Genomic DNA, 24,031 nt, shown 5'->3' with positions numbered 1-24,031 from the left:
ATGTCGGCGCGTGGGTCGAGCAACTACTTCGGCAATCCGCCGAGGACGGCGAGCTCGTCCGCACTCAGGCCGGTCATCATGGCGACAGCAGCCGCGTCGGTGCCGTTCAGCTTTCCAAGGGCAGCCTTGACGCCAGCGTTGATCTCGTCGCGGTGTGCGTCGATGTACTCGCGCACGGCAGCGTCGACGATGTCCTTCTTCGAGCGGGACATGAAGTGAGCTGCGTGCGAGACGAGCTCGTCTGTCGCAGCGTCGACCTTAATGGGCGCAGTAGCGGTAGCCATGGCAGGGAAGCTCCTTGACTTGAGGTGCCGGGTTGAACCTCAAGTACCAAAGTACCCGTGGCTACAAGTTCCGTCCACTCGAATAGGTCACACCGTGGAAAACCGTTGACTCCTTGCGGACCTTTTGCGGAAACCAGACGCGGACTTGGGAGCCACCACCCGGTCTGACCTGCACAAACGCGCCAGATCAGTAGTACCAGGGGTACGGCGACCAGTCGGGCTCGCGCTTCTCTAGGAACTGGTCGCGACCCTCCTGGGCCTCGTCGGTCATGTACGCCAGGCGGGTGGCCTCGCCGGCGAAGAGCTGCTGGCCCACGAGGCCGTCGTCGAGGAGGTTGAAGGAGTACTTCAGCATCCGCTGCGCGGTCGGCGACTTGCCGTTGATCTTGCGGCCCCAGTCGAGGGCGACCTTCTCGAGGTCGGCGTGGGGGACCGCGCGGTTGACCGTGCCCATGCGTACGCCGTCCTCGGCGGAGTACTCGTCGCCGAGGAAGAAGATCTCGCGGGCGTACTTCTGGCCGACCTGGCGGGCGAGGTACGCCGAGCCGAAGCCGCCGTCGAAGGAGCCCACGTCGGCGTCGGTCTGCTTGAAGCGCGCCTCCTCGGCGCTCGCGATCGTCAGGTCGCAGACGACGTGGAGGCTGTGGCCGCCGCCGGCGGTCCAGCCGGGCACCACGCAGATGACGACCTTCGGCATGAACCGGATCAGCCGCTGCACCTCGAGGATGTGCAGCCGGGCGAGCTTGGCCTTGTCGACGGTGTCGGCCGTCTCGCCCTCGGCGTACTGATAACCAGCGCGCCCGCGGATGCGCTGGTCGCCGCCGGTGCAGAACGCCCACTTGCCGTTCTTGTCGCTGGGCCCGTTGCCGGTCAGCAGCACGCAGCCGACGTCGCTCCACCGGCGCGCGTGCTCGAGCACCCGAAGCAGCTCGTCGACCGTGTGCGGGCGGAACGCGTTGAGGATGTCGGGTCGGTCGAACGCCACCCGGACCGTGCCGTGGGCCTTGGCGCGGTGGTAGGTCAGGTCGGTCAGGTCCTCGAAGCCGGGCACCGCGTCCCAGTCATCGGCGTCGAAGATCTCGGACACCCTGTCGATAGCGCTCATGGCCGCACGCTATCGCCGCTGGAATATCAGCTCGCCGGGTGGTCTTCTGGTGGGCATGACTCTCGAAGGCGAGTACGAGCCCAGCCCGACCCAGTGGGTCCGGGACCAGGTCGAGCAGTACGAGGCGTCCGGCGGCAAGGAGGCCAACATCCTTCAGGGCAAGCCGGAGTGGCCGATCGTGGTGATCACCTCGAAGGGCGCCAAGTCCGGCAAGCTCCGCAAGAACCCGGTCATGCGGGTCGAGAAGGACGGCGTGTACGCCGCGGTCGCCTCCAAGGGCGGCACGCCCGAGAACCCGACCTGGTACTACAACTTCCTCGAGCACCCCGAGGTCGAGCTCCAGGACGGCCCAGAGCCGCATCTCTACCGCGCCCGCGTCGCCGAGGGCACGGAGCGGGCCGAGTGGTGGGAGCGTGCGGTCGCGCAGTACTCGCCGTACGCCGAGTACCAGGAGAAGACCGACCGCGAGATCCCGGTCTTCCTGCTCGAACGCGTCTGAGCCGGCAGGGGCGAGGCTGAAGCCTCGACCCCGCCGGCTCATCGGCTGCTGGTCAGGCTCAGCAGCCCTTGATGACCTCGGCGCTGCAGGTGTCCTTGCCCGGACCGCCCCGCACCTCGTCCTGACCGTCTTCACCGGTCAGGATGTCGTTGCCGCCGCGGCCGGCGAGCAGGTCGTTGCCACCGCCGCCGAGCAGGCGGTTCTTCTCGTTGCTGCCCAGTAGGCGATCGTTGTTGCCGGTGCCCGACAGGTCCTGCACGCCCTGCAGGGTCATCTCGCCGGCGGCCCAGGTGGCCTTCTTGGTCAGCATGTCCGCACGCACCGAGTAGGCGGCAGGACCGAACTCGATGCGGTCCGAACCCTTGCCGCCCCGGACGATGCCGGTCCATCGGTCGGTCGCGACGGTCGGCACCTTGACGACACCCTCAGTCGAGCTCGACGAAGCAACGATGACGTCGGTTCCGGGGCCGGCGTCGATGTCGTAGGGCTCGCCGACGACGCCCGGCAGGTCCTTGGTCTCCATCATGGTGCGGATGGTGTCGTTGCCGTCGCGACCCTTCACGGTGCCGCCGAACCAGGCCTCGATGACGTCCGCGCCCGGCCCTCCGTCGATCAGCTTCGCGTGGACGACCGTGAACGTGTCGTTGCCGCCCTGGCCGTAGACCCGGTCGTGGCCGCCGTAGCTGATGAACTTGTCGGGCCGGCTGCTGCCGATGAAGACCTCGTTGGTGTCGCCGGGGGCCACGATCGTCGGGTTGGACGTGTACGTGTCCGCTCCGTCGGGGCCGTCGATCGTCCCGGCGCTCGCGTCGATCGTGGTCGTCGTCGCGCCCCCGACCAGGATCTTGTCGCTGTTGCTGGTGGTGAACGTGTCGTTGCCGGGACCGCCGTCGAGCTCGTCGACCCCCACACCGCCCCTCAGCTGGTCGTCGCCCTCGCCGCCGGAGAGCGTGTTGGCGCCCGAGCCGCCGCGGAGGAGGTCGTTGCCGGCACCGCCTTCGATGGACGAGTACGCCGCGGTGAGGGTGTCGTTGCCCGGTCCTCCGACCAGCGCGGCCGAGACGGTGGTCATCGTGTCGTTGCCTTCGCCGCCGTCCCATGCGCCGCCGGTGGTGGCCGTGGCGCCCGGCGCCTCGCAGATGATGTCGTTGCCGCCCAGGGCGTTGACCGTCGCGGTCCCGTTGACGTAGATGACGTCGTCGCCCGCGGTGCCGTCGACCGGGGTGGTCGTGCCGGCGGGTACGACGATCGTGGCCGGCGTGGTCCCGCACAGCGGCGCGTCCTCGGCCGATGCCGGGGACGCGAACGTCGCGGCTCCGGCTCCCAGGAGCACCATGGCTCCGAGCGTCGGCAGCAATGCCCTCTTCCGGGTTCCTTCAGATCGTGCGTGTCGCATGTCGTCCGCCCTTCAAGATTGGTTGCGTCTGACAACCAGAGCGTCAGCCGGGGCTGCTGCGTTACATCGGGTGCGATCGCGAGCGTGGAAACGGCCACACCGAGGTCGACCTGCCCCCACACTGCGGCTGTGACCACCGACATACCACCGCCTCGATCAGCAGGGCGCCGTTCGGCTCTGGCCGAGCCGACCCAGAACCCGCCCGGACGCTGGGTCGCGTTCCTGACGTTGGCGAGCATCGGGCTGTGGGCCGGCTTCTTCGGGCCGATCTCCGTGCTGCTCGCCCAGCAGGCCGAGGCGATCGACGCCGACAGCAAGAAGCAGATCCTGTCGCTGGTGCTCGGCCTGGGCGCGGCGACGTCGGTGATCTGCAACCCGGTCTTCGGCGCCTTCTCCGACCGGACGACGCTGCGCGCCGGCCGCCGGCTGCCCTGGGTGATCGCCGGCGCGCTCGGGGGCGCGCTGTCACTGGTGGTGCTGGCCGCCGCGGACACCGTCGTCGTGATGGTGCTCGGCTGGTGCGGCGTCCAGGCCTCGCTCAACGCCATGCTCGCCGCCGTCACCGCGACGATCCCCGACCAGGTCCCGGTCAGCGCCCGTGGCAAGGTCGGCGGCATCCTGGCGATCGCCCAGACCGTCGGCGTCGTCGGCGGCACGGGCATCGCGTCGGCCACCGGCAGCATCGCCGCCGGCTACCTCGTCACCGCCGCCTTCCTGCTCGTCCTGACCATCCCCTACTGCCTGGACTCCCGCGACCTCCCGCTCACCGCCAACGAGCGGCCGGCGGCGTTCGACTGGGGCGCGTTCCTGCGGTCGTTCTGGGTCTCGCCGCGCGCCCACCCCGACTTCGCCTGGGCCTGGCTCACCCGGTTCCTGGTCAACCTCGGCAACGCACTCGGCCTGCTCTACCTCCTCTACTACATGCAGGACGTCGTCGGCTTCGACAAGGACGAGGCCGCCGACCGCGTGCTGATCCTGACCGCGACGTACGCCGCCGTGCTGATGGCGACCGCGGTGACCTTCGGCATCTGGAGCGACCGCACAGGCAAGCGGAAGGTCTTCGTGATCTGGTCGGGCGTCGTCGGCGGCTGCGCGTCCCTGCTGCTCGCGGTCGGCCAGAGCTGGCCGACCGCCGTGATCGCGGCGGTGCTGATGGGCTTCGGCTACGGCATCTACACGTCGGTGGACTTCGCCCTGATCACCCAGGTGCTGCCCGGCGCCGACGACCGCGGCAAGGACCTCGGCGTCATCAACATCGCCAACGCGCTGCCGCAGGTCTTCGCACCCGGCATCGCGGCGGCGATCCTGATCGTCGTGGAGGGCCTCGGAGGCGTCACCGAGACCAACGGCGACGGGTTCTCGGTGGGCTACTGCGTGCTCTACGGGAGCGCGTTCGCGGCCGCGATCCTGGGCTCGGTCTTCGTCACCCGGATCCGGTCGGTCGCCTAGCACCCTTTCGCCGGAAAATGGGCGCTGGGGCGGATTCATACCTAATATGGGCGACTTGTGACACGTGCTCCCTCAACCCACTTGGAAGTGACATGCGAACACGGCTCATCGCCGCGGCGCTGACGGCCGCCCTCGTGAGCGGCCTCCTCCTGCTCGGGGCCAGTGCGCCCGCCCAGGCCGGCGACCTCCACGTCAAGCTCAGCAACAACCCCGACGGATCGGTCCACGTCGAGTGGGACGCCGCCAAGGGTCCGGGCAACACCTACGCCGTGCAGATCGCCACCGACCGGCTGATCAAGACGCACGTGGAGCAGTTCGGCGTGCCGGACGGCCAGACCTGGCTCGACGTGCCGCACGCCTCCCTCGTGACGCCCGCCTCCGGCGACTACACGTTCGTGAAGGTCCAGATCGACCGTCACGGCAACGGCAAGAACAGCGGTACGCCGACGACGTGGATCAAGCCGACCCCGGTCGTCCCGCCCGCCACCGGCAGCAGGGTGGAGATCGCGACGTTCAACACGCGCATCTGGAACGCCAACGACAAGAAGGGCAACCGGAAGACCGTCACGTCCTGGAGCGTCCGTCGCACGAAGATCGCCAAGGCCGTACGTGCGACCGACCCCGGCGTACTGCTCCTGCAGGAGTCGTCCGGTGCCGCGAAGTGGCGGATCGCCGGCAAGCTGTGGCAGTTCCAGGACCTGGCGAAGCGGCTGCCGAAGAAGTACAAGCTGACGGCCAAGGGCCTCTACACCACGCCCCGCAAGGCCGTGGGCAGCCAGGGCTCCCGGATCATCGTCGACACCAGCCGCTACCAGGTGCTGAGCGACGGGTACATCAAGCCGCCGGCCTTCTCGCCGCCCCAGGTCCGCTGGATCCCGTGGGTCCTGCTGCGTGACCGGGCCACCGCAGAGGAGTTCTACGTCGCCTCGGCCCACCTCCAGTCCGGCGCGGACAAGGGCTCCTCGCACCGGCTCTACGACATGCGCCAGCGCCAGACCGACTTCCTGCACAGCCAGCTCTCCCGGTTCGCGGCCACCGGTCGCGGCGTCTACGTCGGCGGCGACTTCAACTCGACCAGCAACACCAAGCCGGACAACAACGTGCACCGCACGCTGGTGACCGACGGCTGGTACGACAGCTTCGCGACCACGGACGTCCGGGGCGACAACCTCCCGACCACGAACGACTTCGTGTTCCCGGTCAAGCCCGGCCCGTTCCGCCGCGACTACATCATGAGTCTCGGCGCCCCGCAGGGGTCGTACTCGTACGTCAACCACACCTACAACGCGGCGTCGCAGTTCCAGTCCGACCACTTCATGCAGTCGGCCGTGCTGCCGGTCAAGCCCGGCCCGTATCTGACTCCGATCAAGCTCGGCAGCTCGAAGTACAAGCCGTACCTGCGCTGAGCCAACCCGACCAGACAGCGGCCCGCCCGACATCGTCGGGCGGGCCGCTGTCATCTGGCTCAGTGCGCGTGTGCCTTGGCCGCGCGCGAGATCGACATCGCGAGCCCGACCAGATGGCCGAGGCGCGCGATCTCGGAGTCGAGGAAGTCCGGGCCGCCACGGCGGCCGATGACGACGATCTCGGTCTTGTTGAGGCGCGCGGCGCAGGCGATGGTGTTCTCGTCGTCGTGGTCGATCGGCTCGGCCCGGTCGATCTGCACCCAGGAGAGTGCAGACGGCGCGGCCTCGGTGGTGTAGACGATCCCATCGACCTTGCTGACCCGGGCGGCCCAGTCGGCGCGGAACGTCACCGGCAGCAGGTCGATCAACCGGTCTAGCGCACCCTCGGGGTTGGCGGTCAGCTCCTCCACCGCCTCGAGGTCGAGGAACAGGTTGCCGCCCGCGTTGTAGCGGCTGATCCAGACCACGCGGACGCCATCGAGACCGTTGACCGCGGACACGACGGAGTCGGGCATGGTGCCGGGCGCGATCTCGAGCAGCACGTCGTCGACCGCCGTACCGTCACGCTTCTCGACGATCTCGATCGCGTCGATGTCGCCGCCGGCCTCACCGATGGCGCCCGCGAGGCGACCCAGGGATCCGGGGACGTCGGGCAGCTCGACGCGCAGCAGGAAGGGCATCACACTCTCCAATCTGCTGTCGACCCTAGCCGGATCACGTTGCGGCGGCGTTTCTCCGGCTCACCCATCGGCCAGCCGCAGCCGGAGGCCGGTCGCGCGGACCGCCCGCCGCGCGATGGCGGCGCGCACGTCGTCCTCGGACCCAACGACCACGAGTCGCTCGCGGGCACGGGTCAGCGCGGTGTAGAAGAGCTCGCGGGTCAGCAGCCGCGAGTCCGGCGGGGGCAGCACGACCACGACGCGCTCCGCCTGGCTGCCCTGGCTCTTGTGGATGGTCATGGCGTGCATCGTCTCGAGCTGGCCCAGTCGACCGGTGGCCAGATCGTGGCGCTGGATGCTGCCGGCGATCGCCGCTCGCAGGCCGTCGTCGCCTCGGCGTACGACGACACCGGTGTCGCCGTTGTAGATCCCCAGGCCGTAGTCGTTGGCGCTGACCAGGAGCGGCCGACCAGGGTACCACGACGTCCAGATCGGCTCGCCGGTCTCCTCGCCGAGCCAGCGTTCGACCTGCCGGTTCCAGTGCTGGACGCCGTAGGGCCCCTCGCGGTGGGCGCACAGGAGTCGCTGGCGGTCCAGCGCTGCGAGCGCACGATCGACGTCGCCCGCCTCGGCCGCGCGGACCATCTCGAGTGCGGGCCCGAGCAGCAGCTCGCGCATCCGGGGCACCGGGTCGGGCTCCGGCACCAGCTCGACGTGCTCGTCGCCGGCTCGCAACAGCTCGACGGCCCGGTCGGCGTCGCCGGTGCGCACCGCCTCGGCGAGCTCACGGATCGCCTCGCCGAACCGGTGGGAGGTCCGCAGCGCAGCCACGCGCACGTCGGACCGCGCACCCAGGCCCTCGACCAGGTCGGAGAGCACGGCGCCGGCCTCGACGGAGGCGAGCTGGTCGGGGTCACCGACGAGCAGCAGGCGGGTGTCGGGGCGCACCGCCTCGAGCAGTCGCGCCATCATCGTGAGCGACACCATTGAGGTCTCGTCGACGACGACGACGTCGTGCGGGAGCCGGTTGTCGCGGTGGTGGCGGAAGCGGGCCGAGCTGTCCGGGCGCGAGCCGAGCAGCCGGTGCAGGGTGACGGCACGCAGGCCGGTGAGCCGGGCCTGGTCGGACTCGGGAAGCCTGGCGACCTCCTCCTCGACCGCCTGCTGGAGGCGGGCTGCCGCCTTGCCCGTCGGGGCGGCGAGCCCGATCCGCAGCGCGGGCCGGCCGGCGTGGTCCGCCTGCTCGACCAGGAGGGCGAGGAGAGCGGCGACGGTCGTCGTCTTGCCGGTGCCGGGACCGCCGGTGAGCACGGTCGTGCTCTGCGACAGCGCGACCCGGGCGGCGGCACGCTGCTCGTCGTACCCCTCGCTCGGGAAGACCCGGTCGAGCCCCATCTCGAGGACGGCGGTCGCCGCACGCGTGGCCGGGATCGGCGCGGGCCGCGCCAGCAGGTCGGCGCAGACCTGCTCCTCCTCTCGCCAGTAGCGGTCGAGATAGAGCAGCCGGCCGTCGAGCAACCGCAACACCGTGGCGCCACCGTCGGTCGTCCGCGTCAACGCGGTCTCGGCCAGCACCGTCCGCCATTGCTCGATCCTCGGCCACGGCAGGTCGGGGAGCAGCGACTCCTCGACGACCGTCGCGAGGTCGACGCACACCGACCCGCCTCGGACAGCGCGTACGGCGAGCGCGATCGCGAGCTCGACGAGCGGCTCCTGCTCACCCGCGAGCGCGCAGACCCGCCGGGCGACGTGGATGTCGGCCGCGTCGATCACCTCGGCATCGTTGAAGACGCGCAGCAGCCCGCCGGCCGTCGGCACCAGCCGATGGTCCTGTGGGTCCTCGATCTCGGAGATGGTCATCCCCGCCTCCCGTCGAGCAGGTCGGAGAGCGCGACGACGAGCTCAGCCGGAGGTGTCCAGCTGAAGACCCCGGCCGGGTGGCCGTCGATCAGCGGCGTCTCGGGACCGCACATCCCGCGGACGTAGAGGTAGAGCACGCCGCCGAGGTGGCTCGCCGGGTCGTAGCCGGGCTGACGCCAGCGCAGGTAGCGGTGCACGACGACGACGTACAGCAGCGCCTGCAACGGATAGTCGGAGTGCAGCATCGCCTCGGTGACCCGGTCGCGCGTGTAGTCGGCGGCGGTCAGCGGCCGGTCGGGATCGCCGAGCCGGTTGGTCTTGTAGTCGACCACCAGGTAGCGCGGGCCGGTCTCGCCCGGCACCCTCAGCACGACGTCGATGGAGCCGGACAGATAGCCGCGCAGCGACTGCTCGGCCAACCCGCGGCCGGAGAGTCGCTCGGCGTAGGGCAGCAGCGCGTCGCCCGGCCGGAGGTGACGGCGCAGCAGGACACCGACGTCTGCGAGGGTGACGTCCGCAGCCGAACCTGCGAGGTCGCCGCCGGCCAGCGGGATCTCGAAGTCGAGCTCGCAGAGCCGGTCGCGCTGGGCGATGTCGGCCAGGGTCAGGCCGGGGGCCAGTGGCCCGAGCGGGGTGTGGTGAAGCGGCACCAGTGCCGTTGCGAGCTCCTCGATGCCGGCTTCGACCGGCCACCACGTCAGCTGTTCGCGGACCTGCGTGGTCAGCTCGGCGAGCAGGTCGAGGGCCTGCGGGTCGGCGGTCTCGAGCACGCCGTGCACCAGCGACCCGAAGGTCGCACCGGCGGGGAGGTCTGCCATCGGGGACGGCACGTCCGCACCGAGTGCCTCCGGCTCGGCCACCAGGGCTGCGTCGTCGACCTCGTCGTCGAGCGAGCCGACCTCCGGCTCGGTCGTGACCCCCCGGGTCTCCTCGGCGGCTCGGATCAGCCCGGAGTACGACGTCCGCCGCCAGCCCGCGTCGATGCCGCGATCGAAGCGGCGTACGCCGAGATCGGCACGCCCGGGCTCCGTCGCCGTCGCTGCCGGTGGCTGACGGGTGGACTCCTCGACGCTCGGACCACCCGCTGCCTCCCACTCCCGGAACTGAGCCAGGACGGTGGCGTCGGCGACCTTGGGCTCGCAGCTGTCGGGGACCACGGAATCTCCGCGGCCACGACCGCGCAGCAGTCGGGAGAGGCCGCCGTTCGGCTCGTCCCACGACGGCGCCCACCAGGCCACGACCTGGGACTGGGCCCGGGTGAGTGCCACGTAGGTCAGTCGGATGTCGTCGCCGGCCATCTCCTGGCGGCCGCGGGCCTCGACCTGCTTGAACCCGCGTTGGCTCTTGCCACCGATGTCGAGGCACCGCTCCTCGTCACGGTGGTAGAGCACCACCTCGCGCGACGGGATGTGCCGGTTGAAGGCGAAGGGCAGGTAGACGAGCGGGTACTGCAGCCCCTTGCTCACCCACACCGTCATGATCTGGACGGCCGCCGCGTCGCTGTCGAGGCGCCGGTTGCGCTCGGCGGCGCCGGCCGTCCGCTGGGTGCGCAGCCAGTCGAGCAGCGCAGGCAGGCCGAAGTGCTCGCGGTGGGCGGTCTCGTGGAGCACCTGCCCGACGTGAGCCAGGTCGGTCATGTGGCGTTCGCCGCCGCGCCAGGCCAGCACCCGTCCGGCCATGCCGCCGACCATGGCGGCCTCGTACACGGCAGCGACGCCACGCTCGCGTGCGTGATCGGCCCAGCGGCGCAGCGTGTCGGCAACCCGGTCGGTGAGCCGGTCGCCGCCCGCGGCCAGGCTGGCGGCGCTCTCGCCGAAGAACATCGTCGTGGCCGCGGCCCGGACGAGCCCGCTGCGGTGCGGCTGCTCGAACGCCTCCAGCAGGCACAGCCAGTCGGCCGCCGCCTGCGAGGCGAAGACGTCGGTGTCACCGGTGTAGACGGCGGGTACGCCGATCGCCGCCAGGGCGTCGCGACACACGCGCGCGTCCTTGTGCGCCTCGACGATGACGGCGATATCACCGGCCTCGAGCGGGCGTCCGTCGTACGACGCACCGGCGGCGAGCAGCCGCTGGATGTCGGCCGCGAGGTCGGCGGCGATGTGGTCGCGCACCTCGTCCATCGGCACCGTGCGGGTGCCGGTGACCCCGAACTTCTCCCGGGTCACGACGCGCAGCCGGAACGGGTCGTTGCGCGGCGCACCCGACAGACGGTGACCTTGGAGGTCTGCCTGCACGTCGCGTACGACGATCTCGGGGTGGCCGAGCGCGGCCCCGCCGAGGACCGTGGCGAGGCGACTCACCAGCGGCTGGTCGCTGCGGTAGTTGGTCGCGAGCGTCCACCGGTGGTCGGCGGCCGTCGCGGCCCGCAGGTAGGTGACGATGTCGCCGCCGCGGAAGGCGTAGATCGCCTGCTTGGGGTCGCCGATGAGGACCACGGTGGAGTGCCCGACGAAGGCCCGCTCGATCACCTCCCACTGCACCGGATCGGTGTCCTGGAACTCGTCGACCATCACGATCCGCCAGCGCCCGCGCATCCGGGCACGGGCCGGCGCGTCCTCGTCCTCCAGCGCGATCGCCAGCCGGCTGAGGAGGTCGTCGTAGCCCAGGATGCCGAGGCGTCTCTTGCGGCGTTCGAGCTCGGCGAGGACGTCGCCGGCGAACGCCCGCCGGATGCCCTCGACCGACTCGGCCGGCGGCTCCTCGGGCGTGAGCGTGGTGCGCGGGTTGGCGACCACGTCGCGCGCGAGGCCGAGCGCCTGGGCGCGGGTGAGCTCGGGCTTGTCACGCTGCTGGCCGAAGCGCTGCAGGTAGAGGTCGTCGACGATCTCGGCCACCACGTCGTCGAGACTCTCCACCAGGGTGACCCCGGCGTCGGTGTCGCCCGCGACGCCGAGCGAGCGGAGCACGAGCTGGCAGAACTGGTGGGTGGTCGCGATCGTGGCGGCGTCGAAGCCGGCGAGGGCGTCACGCAGCCGGTCGCGGCGGTCGGCCAGCTCCGCCGGCGAGCCCCGCAGCAGGTGGGCGAGGAGCTGGTTGCCGCCCACCAGAGACGGGTCGTCGAGCGCCTCGGCGGCCTGCACCAGCTGACCGCGCACCCGCTCGCGGAGCTCCTGGCTGGCCGCCCGGCCGAAGGTGATCAGCAGCATCTCGTCGAGAGTCGCCCGACCTTCGGCGACGTAGCGCGTCACCAGGCCGGCCAGGGTGAAGGTCTTGCCGGTGCCCGCGCTCGCCTCGAGCACGGTCGTCGTCGGTCCGGAGGGCAGGTCACCGAGCAGGTCGAAGGAGTCCATCAGGAGAAGGCCCTCTCCGAGCGGAGCAGCGGCAGCCAGAGCCGGGCCGCGAAGGCGCCGAGGCGGGTGTCCTCGCCCTCGACCGCCTCGCTCGGGGATGGCGGACCGAGCAGCCGGTCGAGCGGGGCGTGGTCGCCCCAGACCCGCACCTGCGCCGGGTCGGCGTCCTCGGCGGGGTACATCCCGCTCTTCCACCGGCGCGACGCCTGCTCGCGCGGGTCGTCGCCGTGGAGCCGTGCGCTCGCCCACGCGAACGTCGTCTTCAGTGGAAGCGGGAGAGGCTCGCGACGGCCGGCGTCGTACAGCCGGACCAGGTCGGTGAGCAGACTGAGCGGCTCGTCGACCGCGGGGCCGAGCAACCGCTGCGCGGGGACCGTCCCGCGCTGGGCACGGCCGATGGTCAGCGCGGTCCAGTTGTGGTCCGGGTCGTGGGCCGCCAGCGCCAGCAGCCGGACCCAGGACTCGATGAGCTGCTTGGCGTCGAGCCGTGAGTAGCCGACCGCGACGAGGCGGTCGCCGTACACCGGGCCGACCGTGCCGGTGACGCGTCGCCCGTCGTCGAGGCGTACGTCGACGTCATAGGCCTTCGGGTCGACCTGCCGGTGGGTCAGCGCCGCGATCGCCAGCTGCATGGCGGCGTCGCGCACCTCCCCGGCCTTGCGCCAGCCGAGCTGGCCGGGCGGCAGCGCGCCGCGGCGCCACTCGGCGCCGAGCGCCTGGTCGGGGTGGATCCCGCGCAGCATGTCGGCGAGCATCCGGTCGCCGACGCCCCAGGTCTCGAGGGCATCGATCTCGACCGGCATCGCGTCGGAGACGCCGTCGACGTCCCAGGGCAGGGTGAGATCGAGAGCGCGGAAGAACCCCTTCACCGGGTCCTTGAAGAAGCCCACCAGATCGGCCAGCGCGATGTCGTCCGGCTCCGGCGGTGCGAGTGGTGCCGCGAGGAACTCCGGCGCCGCCGGCCGGTCTCCGACTGCGGTTCGCGCGGCCACCAGGAGCGCGGGATCGAAGGTGAACGGCGTCGGCACCCCGAGGCTGCCCGGTGTCACGTTGCGCGCGTCGAAGGGCTGGAGCGGGTGCTCGACCACGAGCCGGTCTCGGACCCGCTCGGGGGTGGTGCGGTCGAGGGCGTCGAGCAGCTCGCCGAGAGGTACGGCGGGAGGCCGCTTCTGGCCACTGTGCTCGTTGGCGCCGGTGTAGGTCACCACCAGCGTCTCGGTCGCCGCTCCCACGGCGTCGAGCAGGAGCTGGCGGTCCTCCGAGCGCACGTCGCGCTCGCCGGTGAGGGGGGTGCGAGCGAGGACGTCGTCGCCGTCGACCAGACCCAGCCGGGGAAAGATGCCGTCGTCGAGGCCGAGCAGGCAGACCACTCGGTGCGGGACCGACCGCATCGGGACGAGGGTCGCGACAGTCAGGCCACCGGTGCGGAAGTTGGCGCGCGTCGGCCGGCCGGTGAGATGGGCGCCGAGCAGCGCCCGGACATCGCTCAGCCGCATCGAGAGGTCCTCGCGATGCGCGGCGTCGGCGCGCACCTGGGCGAACTCCCGCTGGACCTGCCCGGTCTGCCACTGGTCGTTGCGGTCGACCTTGGTCAGCGCCGCCACCCCGTCGGCCAGCGCGCTCAGCCAGTCGCGGAGTGGGCGAGTCCCGGTGAGCCCGTCGGCCGCCACCGACAGCCGGTCCACGAACTCCGCGAACCGACCCGCGAGCTCGACCCGGTTGCTGCCGACGTCGTCGAGCGGCAGGGTCGTGCCGAGCCAGCCCTGCGAGTCGTCGGACAGCGCGACCCCCACGAGCACCCGGTCGACCCCGAACTGCCAGGTGTTCTGGATGAAGTCGACGCCGTACGGCGCCCGATGCTCCTTGTCGAGGCCCCAGCGGATGCCCGACTCACGCACCCACGCCGTGATGGCGTCGAGGTCGTCGTCGGTGAAGCCGAAGCGACGGCGTACGGCAGGAGCCTGGGCCAGGTCGAGCACCTGGCTCGCCGTCGTGCGGCCGCCGGCGAGGTCCAGCAGCTGCGCCGCGACGCCGAGGAGCGGGTTGGTCTGGGTGAGCGCACGGTCGGCGAGACGAACCCGCAGCCGGTGGGCGGGGTGCCCGCCCTCGACGAGATCACCGAGGCCGAACCCGGCCGTGATCAGCGGTGCGTAGGTCTCGATGTCGGGACACATCACGAGGATGTCGCGCGGCTCGAGGGTCGGGTCGTCGTCGAGGAGCCCGAGCAGCACCTCGCGGAGCACGTCGACCTGCCGGGCGGCGCCGTGGCAGCTGTGCACCTGCACCGAACGGTCGGCTGGGTCGAACGTGCGCCCGTCGGGGCGTACGGCGTTTGCGCGCAGGTCGCTCTGGAGCCACCCCAGCATCGTGGCGGGAGCCGCCGGATCACCGTGGTGCTGGTCGGTCGCGTCGACGGCGGCGAGGCTGCGCTCGAGCTCGCGGACGTCGCGCCCGAGGGTGGCGAGCAAGGGATGGCCGACTGCGCGGTGGCCGCGGTCGTCCGCCCGACGTACGGGCCCGCGCTCGTCGGCGAGCGCCTGCCAGAGGCCGTCGCTGGGATGCGGGAGCCAGAGGTGCAGGTCGTGGTGGGTCGAGAGCGCGGCCAGCAGGGCGATCTCGGTGCTCGGCATGCGGGTGTGGCCGAAGAGCGACAGCCGCGTCGGCAGCTCGCTCGGCCCGGCCTCGAGCCGGGCGACCGTCTCCGCGTGCCGGACGTGTGGCGGCGGCTGGCCCACGGTCGCCACGAGCGCGCGCCAGAGCGGCGGCTGCCAGTGCAGGTCGGCCGAGAGCTCGCTGCCCGCGCCGTCGGTGAGCCGGCCGTCGAGCCAGTCGACCAGGAGCTGCGGCCGCTGCGTGGCATACGACGAGAAGAGCCCGGCCAGCCGGCGGGCGACGGAGTAGCGCCGGCCGCGCCGGAACTCGGCCTCGTCGCCGACGTGGTGCTGCCCGAGGTGCAGCGCGAGGGTGTGGGCCCAGGGTTCGTCGAGGCTGGCGTCGAGAACCTCGAGCAACGGCCAGGCAAGGGCGTCGGCCGCCCACGGGTCGTCGTACGTCGTGCCCATCAGCTCGGCGATCAGCGATCGCGGCGAGCGGAACTCGACCCCCGCGCACACGCCGTCCTGGGTCTCGCCGCGACCGAGGACGTGGGAGAGCCGCTGGCTGAGCCAGCGTTCGACCCCCTTCGCCGGCACCAGCACCAGCTCGGTCGCGAACGGGTCGTCGAGGGGCGACGCGAGCAGCTCGCCGAGGGCGTCGGCGAGCTGGTCGGTCCGCGGTGCGCGGTGCAGGTGGAGCGCCACGGCCGCACCCTACGGGGCCGCGGGGACATGGTGCCGGGCGGCGGCGGGTTTCACCGGTCGACCGGTGAAACCCGCGCGACACGCCGGGGGACTACGGCGTGTCGCGCGGGTTTCGGCTGACAAGTACGCCGATCAGGCGTCCCGCCGCCGCACCATCGCCCACGCGAGCAGCAGGAGTACGGCGGTCTCGGCACCGAACACCGCGAACCCGGTCCAGGCGTCCAACAGGTTGGGGTTGAAGGAGACCGGCGTGGCGATCGCCGAGCCGGCATTACCCGGCATCAGCTTCGTCAGCCACTCGCCGAACTCACCCGGCACCAGGTTGACCATGTTGCCGAGGATCAGCATCAGCGCGAGGACGATCGAGATCGTGCCGGCCGTGTGCCGCAGCAGGAAGCCGACGGCGACGGTGAAGAGGCCGATGCCGGCGAGGTAGAGGCCGGAGCCGTACATCGCCCGCAGGACGTCACCTTCCAGCGACATCCCGATGCCCTCGCGATCCAGGAAGTAGTTGCCGCCGAAGTAGCCGACGAACGCGGTCACCGTGCCGACGACGAACAGCACGGCCACGACCACGACGGACTTGGCGGCGAGCACCCGGCCGCGGGCAGGTACGGCGGCGAACGTCGTCCGGATCATGCCCGTGCCGTACTCGGTCGTCACGACGAGCGCACCCAGCACCACGGCGGTGATCTGGGCGATCATCATGCCCCAGGTGATGAACGAACCGGGCGACTCGTCGGCACCCTCGGACGCCAGCCAGTCGGCGTTGCCCCAGCACATCAGGATCGTCAACCCCGCGCCGAGCACGAAGGTCGCGACCAGCGTCCACCAGGTCGACCGCACGGTTGTCAGCTTGATCCACTCCGAGCGCAGCACGGCGCCCAGGCCGGGGCGGCGAACGTCGGTCCGCTCGACGACGGCGCCGGACTCCATCAGCGTGGCGCTCATGCGACGGCTCCTTCAGTGCTCGCGTGGTACTCCACGCTGTCGGCGGTCAGGGTCATGAACGCGTCCTCGAGCGAGGAGCGCACGAGCGTCAGCTCGTGCACCATCAGGCCGTGGCGGAACATCAGCTCGCCCACGGACGGTGCGTCCATCCCACCGATCCGGAGCTCGTCGTCGACGCGGGTCACCTCGAGGCCGCGGCCGGTCAGGAGGTTGGCGGCGTCGCCGAGCGCGGGCGCCTTGACGCGGACGTACGACGCGGCGTGGTCGCTCATGAACTCGGTCATCGAGCAGTCCGCGAGGATCGAGCCGCGCCCGATCACCAGCAGGTGGTCGGCCATCAGCGCCATCTCGGACATCAGGTGGCTGGAGATGAAGACGGTCCGGCCCTCGTCGGCGAGCTGGCGCGCGAGGGTGCGCACCCAACGGATGCCCTCGGGGTCGAGTCCGTTGACGGGCTCGTCGAGCACGACCACCGGCGGGTCGCCGAGCATCGCTGCGGCGATGCCGAGCCGCTGCCCCATGCCGAGCGAGAACCGGCCCGCCCTCTGACCGGCGACCGACTCCAGGCCGACCAGGTCGAGCACCTCGCCCACACGTGTGGTCGGGATGCCGTTGGACGCCGCCAGCCACCGCAGGTGGTCCCGGGCGGACCTCCCGGGGTGGATGGCGTGCGCGTCGAGGAGCGCACCGATCTCGCGCAGCGGCGCGGGCGACGCGGCGTACCGGTGCCCGTTGACGCTCACGCTGCCGGACGTCGGTGCGTCCAGGCCGAGGATCATCCGCATCGTCGTGGACTTGCCGGCGCCGTTGGGGCCGAGGAAGCCGGTGACGCGGCCGGGCTCGACGACGAAGTCGATGCCGTCGACGGCGTTCTTGTCCGCGAAACGCTTCGTGAGTTGGTGGGCTCGGATCATGTGTCGAGCGTGCCCGCCAGAAGCCCGGACCGCATCGGGGAGCACCCCGGACCCGACCCTGAGGCGTCCCCGGGGGGCTGCGGGTTTCCCCGGCTGCCCGGGGAAACCCGCGCGACACGCCGTGCCCACCCCGCGTGTCGCACGGGTTTCGGCTGACAAGTCCCGATCACCTGCGGCGTACGTCGCGCGTCCCTACGCTCCTGGGCATGAAGCGTCTCCTCGTCCCCGTCGCAGGTCTCGGTCTGATCGCGTCCGGGTTCGGCGCCGGCATGGCGGTGTCCGCGGCCTCGGCCGACGACCCCGTCCCGGTCACCGTCACCCGTCAGTCCCTCGCGGAGGCCGCGGCGCCTCCGGGCGCCCCGAAGCGCACCCTCGGGCTCAGCAAGGTCGTCGTGATGCCGGGCTCCACGCTCGCCTCGCACCACCACCCCGGCGCCCAGCTCGGCTACATCGCCGAGGGCGCGCTGACCTACACCGTCGAGACCGGATCCGCGACCGTGCTCAAGGGTCCCGGCGACGACGCCACCGTGGTCAAGAGGCTCAAGCCCGGGCAGACCTACACGGTCAAGGCCGGTCAATGGCTGCGCGAGGAGCAGGGCGAGGTCCACCACGCCCGCAACGCCGGGACCGTCCCGATCGTCATCTACATCGCCACGCTCTTCAAGACGGGCAAGCCTGCGGCGATCAGCGACTGACGCAGCGGGACGTCATACCAATCGAGGCCCCTGAGCCACGATTCGGATGACGTCCCGCGTCGCCGCGGTCAGCTGGCCCGACGCATCCGCTCGGCCAGCTCGGCCCGGGAGCCGATGCCGAGCTTCGTGTAGACGTGCCGCAGGTGGTACTCGACGGTCTTCGGGCTGAGGAACAAGGCGGCCGCGGCCTGGCGCGTGGTCTGCCCGTCAGCGAGGAGCAGCGCGATCTGCAGCTCCCTGGCAGTCAGGTCGACGACAGGTCCGGTGTCGCGCCGCCGGAGGGTCAGCCCGGTGGCGTCCAGCTCTGCCAGCGTGATGTCGGACCAGAGTCGGGCGCCGAGCCGCTTGAAGTCGTCCAGGGCCGACCGCAGGTGCACCCGGCACTCGGCCCGGCGACGCAGCCGTCTCAGCCGCTCGCCGTACAGGAGCCGGGTGCGCGCGGTCTCGAACCGGTCCGGGGTGCGGGCGTGCTCCGCCAGGGCCGCGCCGAACGCCGCGTCCACCTCGTCGTCGCCACACAGCAGCGCTCGCACCCGCGCCGCACGCGCCAGCGACCAGGGCCGACCCTTGCCTTCTGCCCTCGCGAGGTACGTCGCCACGAGTGCGTCCGAGCCCGTCACGTCACCCAGCCGCAGCTGGGCCTCCACGAGCTCGGGCACCGGGGACAGGTCGGGGTCGCGTACGTCGAGCTCCGCGAGCCTCGCCGCCAGCGACTCGAACCCGGCGGCCGCCTCCGCCACCCCACCCAAGGACAGGTCGAGCTCGGCCAACCCGAACTCCACCCACATCTCCGCCATGTGTACGTCGTGCGCGTGCGCGATCTCGCGTGCCTCGGCCCCGGCCGTGCGACAGTCCTCGACCCGTCCCTGGCGGGCATGGAGCCAGCACAGGCCGGCGAGGTTCGCCGCCAGCTCGGTGGCCTGACCGGACTCGCGGGCCAGGGCGACGGCCTCGCCGTACGCCGCCTCGCCCCGGGTCCACCGTTCACCCGTCGCGTCGTCGCGAGCCAGGTGGAAGAGCAGGTGGGGCAGCTCGCCGATCGCGCCGGCCTCGCGGCGCTCGGTCACGGCTCGCTGGACCAGGTCACGGCCGGCGCCCGACTCCCGGAGATACAGCGGCCCGAGCACCTCCCACGCCGACCGGCTGCGGTGGTCGGCGAGCGGAAGGCCCGCGAAGAGCGAGACGCCCCGACGCAGGTGCTCGACCCCCGAGCCCCCCTCCAGCGTGCGCGCCATGCCGACCGCGATCGACGCGATCGCCTCCGCTCGCGCCCCAGCCCGGGCGCAGACCTGCGGATCCGCCAGCAGCCGTTCGAGGCGCTGGGCGACGACACTGCCCGCCGGCACGTCCAGGAGGTAGGCGCAGACCTCGACGACCTCCGCGTAGAGCTCCATGGAGGCACCGATCGCCCGCTCCCCGGCGCGATCGGCGGCACGCAGGAGCTCGACGTACGCCTGTCCCAGGCGCCCGCTCCGGGCGGAGGCGAGCCCGGTGATCGCACGCACCCGGGCCCGTTCCTCGGGAAGGGTCAGGTGCCGGAGCGCATCGTCGAGGACGGCGGCCGCCCTCGCGTCGTCGCCGGACAGCCACGCTGCCTCCCCCGCGGCGAGCAGCCGACGACCCGTGTCCTCGGACGACTCCGAGAGCTGCGCCGCCCGCACGCTCGCCGTCGCCGAGACAGAGTGCGCGCCACGGGCCGTCGCGCGGGTCGCCACGAGGTCGAGCGCCTCCGCCACCGACTCGTCGGGGCCGAGCGCCGCGGCGCTGAGGTGCCACGCCCGACGGTCCCCGTCCCCTGCCGGCAGCGCCTCGGCCACCAGGCGGTGCAGCTCGCGGCGTAGCCCCGCAGGAGCCCCGGCGTACGCCGCCGCCCTAGCCAGCGGGTGGACGAACGCGACCCGCTCGGCGTCGGTGCTGAGCAGCCCCGACTCCTCAGCCGCCACCAGCCCCGCCACGGGGATCCGGGCGAGGCCGCAGGCGCGAGCCACGAGGGGGAGGTCCTCGCCGGCGACGGCCGCCACCCGGACAGCGTCGAGCGCCGCCTGCTCGAGCTGGTCGAGCTGCATCCCGTAGGCAGCCGTCGCCACCGAGGAGAGCCCCGGGTCCGGCGCGAGCACCGACGGCAGCCCGCTCAGGGAGTCGGGGCGACCGGCCAGGGTGCGCAGGACCAGCGGGTTGCCGTCGGCCAGCTGCACGATCCGCTCGACCTGCTCCTCGGTCAGTGCCGGGCCCGAGTCGTGCACGACCTCGCGCGCCGCCTCCGGGTCGAGGCGCATCAGGTCGAGGACCGGCAGTCCCTCCCAGGCATCCGACTCGTCGGGGCGCAGGGCGACCAGCACGAGGAGCGCATCGGCGAGAAGCCTGCGAGCGACGAAAGCGAGGGCCTCGGCCGACGGCCGGTCGAGCAGGTGGGCGTCGTCGATCACGACGACCGTCGGCTGCTCCTCGCTCGCCCGGGTCAGCAGGGTCAGCAGCCCGGCCGCGATCGCGAACCGGTCCACCACCCCACCCTCACGCAGAGCCAGCGCGATGCCGAGCGCCTCGGCCTGCGGCGGCGGGAGCGTCTCGACCCGGTCGACCAGGGGGCGCAGCAGAGCAGCGAGCGCGGCGAACGGGAGCTCGCGCTCCACCTCCGTCCCGCGCGCCCGCAGCACCTCGAGCCCGCTGGCGCGGGCCACGGCGTCCTCGAGGAGGGCGCTCTTGCCGATCCCCGGTTCGCCACGCACGACCAGGACGCCGCTCTGCCCGAGCCGGGCGCCCGCGAGCAGCGCCTCGACGTCGCGCTGGGTCTGGGGACGCCCCACCAACATCTCTGAAGTGTAGGGAACAGGCCGGGTGTCCTAGGGGGGTCACCGGATGCGGCATCGGTGACGGCTGACCGAGGGTCGACCTACCCATCCCGGCACCCGGCCGGACACCCGCACCGAGGAGTCTCCGCATGACAACCCAGACCGCCCAGACCACGACGCCCGCCCCTCCCGCCGAGCTGGACGAGGCCGCCCTGATGGCGTTCGTCTTCCGCGCCGTCGACGAGGTCGGCGCCTCCCTCAACTGTGCTCTTGTCGTCATGGGCGACCGCCTGGGCTACTACCGCGCCCTCGCCGACCGCGGCCCGCTGACCGCCCCCGAGCTCGCTCAGGCGACCGGCACCGGCGAGCGGTACGCCGCGGAGTGGCTCAACGCCCAGGCCGCCGGAGCGTTCGTGACGTACGACCCGGCCACCGGCCGCTACACGCTGCCGCCGGAGCACGTCGTCGCGCTGACCGACGAGTCCAGCCCGGCGTTCCTCCCCGGCTTCTTCCAGATCGCGTTCGGCACCATCAGCGACGCCGCCCAGATCTTCGACCGCGCCCGCGCGGGAGACGGACTGGGGTGGGGGGACCACAACCACGACGTCCACGAGGGGTGCGAGCGGTTCTTCCGGCCGAGCTACGCCGCCAACCTGCTGCCGAGCTGGCTGCCGGCCCTCACCGATGTGGTGCCCAAGCTCGAGCGGGGGGCACGCGTGCACGACCTCGGCTGCGGCCACGGGGCGTCGACGGTCCTGATGGCGGAGGCCTTCCCGGCCTCGACGTTCGTCGGCTCGGACGCGCACGGCGAGTCGATCGGCGTGGCCAGGGAGCGCGCGATCGAGGCGGGCGTGTCCGACCGGGTCGAGTTCGAGGCCGTGACCTCGACCGCGGTCACCGGCTCCGGCTACGACCTGGTCACCGTCTTCGACGCCCTGCACGACATGGGCGACCCGGTCGGCTGCGCGCGCCGCGTGCACGACCTGCTCGCCGACGACGGCACCTGGATGATCGTCGAGCCCGCCGCCGGCGACCGGATCGAGGACAATCTCAACCCCGTGGGCCGGGCCTACTATGGGTTCTCCACCCTGCTGTGCACGCCCGCGTCGCTCTCCCAGGACGTCGGACTCGCGATCGGGACCCAGGCCGGACCGGCCCGGATCCGCGACATCGTCACCGCCGCCGGATTCACGCAGTTCCGGATCGCGGCGCAGACGCCGTTCAACAACGTGCTGGAGGTCCGCAAGTGACCCAGCCGTCGACCCAGCCGGCAACCGCGTACGGCGACGCCACCGCCGTTGCCAGCCGGGCCACCCTGCCCGACCGGACCGGCGTCGCCGTGCGCGACGGCGTACCGCTCGCCTGGGCGTCGTACGGCAGCGGCGACACCACGCTGCTGCTGATGCCGACGTGGTCGATCGTGCCGTCCCGGATGTGGAAGGCCCAGGTCCCCTACCTGGCGCGGCACTTCCGGGTCGTCACCTTCGACGGGCGCGGCTGCGGCGCCTCGGGCCGGCCGACGGGGGCGGCGGCGTACACCGATGTGGAGTACGCCGCCGACACCGTCGCCGTGATGGACGACGCCGGGGTCGACCGCGCCGTCCTCGTCTCGCTGTCGTGCGGCGGGACCTGGTCGGTGCACGTCGCTGCCGGCCATCCCGAGCGCGTCCTCGGCCTGTTCTCGATCGCGCCGGCCTGCGGGCTGTCGGTCCACGACCCGGTGCGCGAGGAGTTCCACTGGTCCGAGCGCTACCCGCACGCCGACGGCTGGGCGAAGTACAACAAGCACCACTGGCTCGAGGGCGGTTACGACGACTTCCTCGCCTTCTTCTTCGCCCAGATGTTCACCGAGCCGCACTCGACCAAGCAGATCGAGGACGCGGTGGCCTGGGGGCGGGACGTCGCGCCGCAGACCCTGGTCGACACGACCGCAGGACGGCTCGGGTGCGACGGCGCCACCTGTACGTCGGTCGAGCCGCTGTGTCCCCAGGTCACCTGCCCGGTGCTGGTCGTGCACGGCACCGACGACCGGATCCGGGGCCACCGGATCGGCGAACGGCTCGCGGAGCTCACCGGCGGCGAGCTGATCCTCGTCGAGGGCGGTGGCCACGGGCTGCCCGGGCGCGACCCGGTGTGGGTCAACCACCAGATCCGCCGGTTCGCCGCGCGGTTCGACCCACCGCCGACCAAGCCGCCAGCACGCTCCTGGCGACGGGCCCTCAGCCGGCCCCGGCGCGCGCTCTACCTGTCGTCCCCGATCGGGCTCGGGCACGCGCGACGCGACCTCGCGGTCGCGGACGCACTACGCGAGCTGCACCCCGGCCTGGAGATCGACTGGCTCGCCCAGGACCCGGTGACCCGGGTGCTCGACGACGCCGGCGAGGTGGTGCACCCGGCGTCCGCGCACCTGTCCAGCGAGTCGGGACACGTCGAGGCCGAGTGCGGCGAGCACGACCTGCACGCCTTCCGGGCGATCCGCCGGATGGACGAGATCCTGGTCAACAACTTCATGGTCTTCGACCAGCTCCTCGAGGAGGAGCCGTACGACCTCGTCATCGGCGACGAGGCCTGGGACGTCGACTACTACCTCCACGAGAACCCGGAGCTCAAGCGGTCGGCGTACGCGTGGCTCACGGACTTCGTCGGCTGGCTGCCGATGCCGGACGGCGGTGCGGAGGAGGCGGCGCTGACCGCCGACCTGAACGCCGAGATGATCGAGCACCGCGCCCGCTTCCACCGACTGCGTGACCGGTCGGTCTTCGTCGGCAACGCCGACGACGTCGTGCCCGACACCTTCGGTCCGGGTCTCCCCGCGATTCGGGACTGGACGGCCGACAACTTCGAGTTCGCGGGCTACGTGACCGGGTTCGACCCCGCCGCTCTCGGCGAGCCGGCAGAGGTGCGGGCCCGTCTCGGCTTCCGCCCGGACGAGACGGTGTGCGTCGTCAGCGTCGGCGGCTCGGGCGTGGGCGCGCCCCTGCTGCACCGCGTGCTCGACGCCGTACCCCGAGCTCGAGCGCTGCGACCGGACCTGAGGTTCGAGATCGTCGCCGGGCCGCGCATCGACCCGAGGTCGCTGCCGGAACGAGACGGCGCCCGGGTGCACGGCTACCTCCCGGACCTGACCAGCTGGCTCGCTGCCTGCGACGTCGCGGTCGTGCAGGGTGGGTTGACGACCTGCATGGAGCTCACCGCCCTGCGCAAGCCGTTCGTCTACCTGCCGCTGCGCCACCACTTCGAGCAGAACTTCCACGTACGCCGCCGCCTCGACCAGTACGCCGCCGGCACCTGTCTGGACTACGACGTGACACGCGATCCCGACGCGTTCGCCAGCGTCATCGTCGCCGAGGCGGCGCGGGACACGGCGGCGTACCGCGCCGTCGAGACCGACGGCGCGCACCGGGTCGCTCGGCTCCTCGCGGACCTGCTGTGAGG

At 72.0% G+C, this 24,031-nt stretch carries 16 protein-coding genes; 6 read left to right on the top strand and 10 right to left on the bottom strand.

Annotated features, from left to right (window positions below):
- Positions 1-23 precede the first annotated feature (23 nt).
- Both ABEA33_RS01485 and ABEA33_RS01480 read right to left on the bottom strand, forming a co-directional pair.
- Entirely contained in the window at positions 24-284 is a 261-nt protein-coding gene (locus ABEA33_RS01485) for a hypothetical protein (RefSeq protein ID WP_345524752.1), read from the bottom strand.
- A 187-nt stretch (positions 285-471) separates the two neighbouring features.
- Positions 472-1,389: a 1,4-dihydroxy-2-naphthoyl-CoA synthase gene (locus ABEA33_RS01480; RefSeq protein WP_425577286.1), complete on the bottom strand. Its 918-nt coding sequence runs from the start codon at positions 1,387-1,389 to the stop codon at positions 472-474.
- 55 nt (positions 1,390-1,444) lie between these two features.
- Between ABEA33_RS01480 and ABEA33_RS01475 the strand changes: the two genes are divergently transcribed.
- The gene (locus ABEA33_RS01475; RefSeq protein ID WP_345524750.1) at positions 1,445-1,888 is read left to right on the top strand and encodes a nitroreductase family deazaflavin-dependent oxidoreductase; all 444 of its coding nucleotides are present in this window, start codon (positions 1,445-1,447) and stop codon (positions 1,886-1,888) included.
- 58 nt (positions 1,889-1,946) lie between these two features.
- On the opposite strand, the gene ABEA33_RS01470 is transcribed toward ABEA33_RS01475, so the two are convergent.
- Positions 1,947-3,224: a calcium-binding protein gene (locus ABEA33_RS01470; RefSeq protein ID WP_345524749.1), complete on the bottom strand. Its 1,278-nt coding sequence runs from the start codon at positions 3,222-3,224 to the stop codon at positions 1,947-1,949.
- Between the two features lie 189 nt (positions 3,225-3,413).
- On the opposite strand from ABEA33_RS01470, the gene ABEA33_RS01465 reads away from it, so the two are divergent.
- The gene (locus ABEA33_RS01465) at positions 3,414-4,733 is read left to right on the top strand and encodes an MFS transporter (RefSeq protein WP_345524748.1); all 1,320 of its coding nucleotides are present in this window, start codon (positions 3,414-3,416) and stop codon (positions 4,731-4,733) included.
- Positions 4,734-4,825: 92 nt separating this feature from the next.
- Positions 4,826-6,139, top strand: a complete 1,314-nt coding sequence (locus tag ABEA33_RS01460; protein ID WP_345524747.1) for an endonuclease/exonuclease/phosphatase family protein — start codon at positions 4,826-4,828, stop codon at positions 6,137-6,139.
- 59 nt (positions 6,140-6,198) lie between these two features.
- Here the strand turns inward: ABEA33_RS01460 and ABEA33_RS01455 are convergent, their stop codons facing one another.
- From ABEA33_RS01455 to ABEA33_RS01430, 6 genes are all read right to left on the bottom strand, one after another.
- Positions 6,199-6,819 (bottom strand): ACT domain-containing protein, encoded by a 621-nt coding sequence (locus ABEA33_RS01455; protein WP_345524745.1) that lies wholly within the window; start codon positions 6,817-6,819, stop codon positions 6,199-6,201.
- Positions 6,820-6,879: 60 nt separating this feature from the next.
- The gene (gene recD / locus ABEA33_RS01450) at positions 6,880-8,658 is read right to left on the bottom strand and encodes an exodeoxyribonuclease V subunit alpha (RefSeq protein WP_345524743.1); all 1,779 of its coding nucleotides are present in this window, start codon (positions 8,656-8,658) and stop codon (positions 6,880-6,882) included.
- Positions 8,655-11,948 carry an exodeoxyribonuclease V subunit beta gene (gene recB, locus ABEA33_RS01445; protein WP_345524741.1) on the bottom strand — a complete coding sequence of 1,098 codons (3,294 nt, stop codon included), beginning with the start codon at positions 11,946-11,948 and terminating at the stop codon, positions 8,655-8,657. The genes recD and recB overlap by 4 nt, the downstream gene beginning before the upstream one ends.
- Positions 11,948-15,247: an exodeoxyribonuclease V subunit gamma gene (gene recC / locus ABEA33_RS01440; RefSeq protein WP_345524740.1), complete on the bottom strand. Its 3,300-nt coding sequence runs from the start codon at positions 15,245-15,247 to the stop codon at positions 11,948-11,950. Before recC ends, recB begins: the two co-directional genes overlap by 1 nt.
- 132 nt (positions 15,248-15,379) lie before the next feature.
- The gene (locus tag ABEA33_RS01435; protein ID WP_345524739.1) at positions 15,380-16,198 is read right to left on the bottom strand and encodes an ABC transporter permease; all 819 of its coding nucleotides are present in this window, start codon (positions 16,196-16,198) and stop codon (positions 15,380-15,382) included.
- Complete coding sequence (locus ABEA33_RS01430; protein ID WP_345524738.1) at positions 16,195-17,112, bottom strand: ABC transporter ATP-binding protein; 918 nt, start codon at positions 17,110-17,112, stop codon at positions 16,195-16,197. The genes ABEA33_RS01435 and ABEA33_RS01430 overlap by 4 nt, the downstream gene beginning before the upstream one ends.
- 206 nt (positions 17,113-17,318) lie before the next feature.
- On the opposite strand from ABEA33_RS01430, the gene ABEA33_RS01425 reads away from it, so the two are divergent.
- Entirely contained in the window at positions 17,319-17,807 is a 489-nt protein-coding gene (locus ABEA33_RS01425; protein ID WP_345524737.1) for a cupin domain-containing protein, read from the top strand.
- A gap of 68 nt (positions 17,808-17,875) precedes the next feature.
- Here ABEA33_RS01425 and ABEA33_RS01420 read toward each other — a convergent pair whose 3' ends face one another.
- A complete protein-coding gene (locus ABEA33_RS01420) occupies positions 17,876-20,617 on the bottom strand; it encodes an ATP-binding protein (protein WP_345524736.1) in 2,742 nt (913 codons plus the stop codon).
- Between the two features lie 128 nt (positions 20,618-20,745).
- On the opposite strand from ABEA33_RS01420, the gene ABEA33_RS01415 reads away from it, so the two are divergent.
- Together ABEA33_RS01415 and ABEA33_RS01410 are read left to right on the top strand one after the other, a co-directional pair.
- On the top strand, positions 20,746-21,846 hold the full coding sequence (locus ABEA33_RS01415) for a class I SAM-dependent methyltransferase (protein WP_345524735.1): 1,101 nt from the start codon (positions 20,746-20,748) through the stop codon (positions 21,844-21,846).
- Complete coding sequence (locus tag ABEA33_RS01410; protein WP_345524734.1) at positions 21,843-24,029, top strand: alpha/beta hydrolase; 2,187 nt, start codon at positions 21,843-21,845, stop codon at positions 24,027-24,029. Before ABEA33_RS01415 ends, ABEA33_RS01410 begins: the two co-directional genes overlap by 4 nt.
- Positions 24,030-24,031 lie beyond the last annotated feature (2 nt).

The sequence above is a fragment of the Nocardioides endophyticus genome, assembly GCF_039543845.1.
Lineage (GTDB): Bacteria > Actinomycetota > Actinomycetes > Propionibacteriales > Nocardioidaceae > Nocardioides > Nocardioides endophyticus.
This window is presented reverse-complemented; position numbering and strand designations above follow the sequence as displayed.

Bases quoted from the DNA above. Each gene is read 5' to 3' on its own strand.
- ABEA33_RS01480 (WP_425577286.1), bottom strand. From the start codon at position 1,389: ATGAGCGCTATCGACAGGGTGTCCGAGATCTTCGACGCCGATGACTGG.
- ABEA33_RS01470 (WP_345524749.1), bottom strand. From the start codon at position 3,224: ATGGTGCTCCTGGGAGCCGGAGCCGCGACGTTCGCGTCCCCGGCATCG.
- ABEA33_RS01420 (WP_345524736.1), bottom strand. From the start codon at position 20,617: ATGTTGGTGGGGCGTCCCCAGACCCAGCGCGACGTCGAGGCGCTGCTC.
- ABEA33_RS01475 (WP_345524750.1), top strand. From the start codon at position 1,445: ATGACTCTCGAAGGCGAGTACGAGCCCAGCCCGACCCAGTGGGTCCGG.
- ABEA33_RS01460 (WP_345524747.1), top strand. From the start codon at position 4,826: ATGCGAACACGGCTCATCGCCGCGGCGCTGACGGCCGCCCTCGTGAGC.
- ABEA33_RS01485 (WP_345524752.1), bottom strand. From the start codon at position 284: ATGGCTACCGCTACTGCGCCCATTAAGGTCGACGCTGCGACAGACGAG.
- recD (WP_345524743.1), bottom strand. From the start codon at position 8,658: ATGACCATCTCCGAGATCGAGGACCCACAGGACCATCGGCTGGTGCCG.
- ABEA33_RS01415 (WP_345524735.1), top strand. From the start codon at position 20,746: ATGACAACCCAGACCGCCCAGACCACGACGCCCGCCCCTCCCGCCGAG.
- recB (WP_345524741.1), bottom strand. From the start codon at position 11,948: ATGGACTCCTTCGACCTGCTCGGTGACCTGCCCTCCGGACCGACGACG.
- ABEA33_RS01425 (WP_345524737.1), top strand. From the start codon at position 17,319: ATGAAGCGTCTCCTCGTCCCCGTCGCAGGTCTCGGTCTGATCGCGTCC.
- ABEA33_RS01435 (WP_345524739.1), bottom strand. From the start codon at position 16,198: ATGAGCGCCACGCTGATGGAGTCCGGCGCCGTCGTCGAGCGGACCGAC.
- ABEA33_RS01455 (WP_345524745.1), bottom strand. From the start codon at position 6,819: ATGCCCTTCCTGCTGCGCGTCGAGCTGCCCGACGTCCCCGGATCCCTG.
- ABEA33_RS01430 (WP_345524738.1), bottom strand. From the start codon at position 17,112: ATGATCCGAGCCCACCAACTCACGAAGCGTTTCGCGGACAAGAACGCC.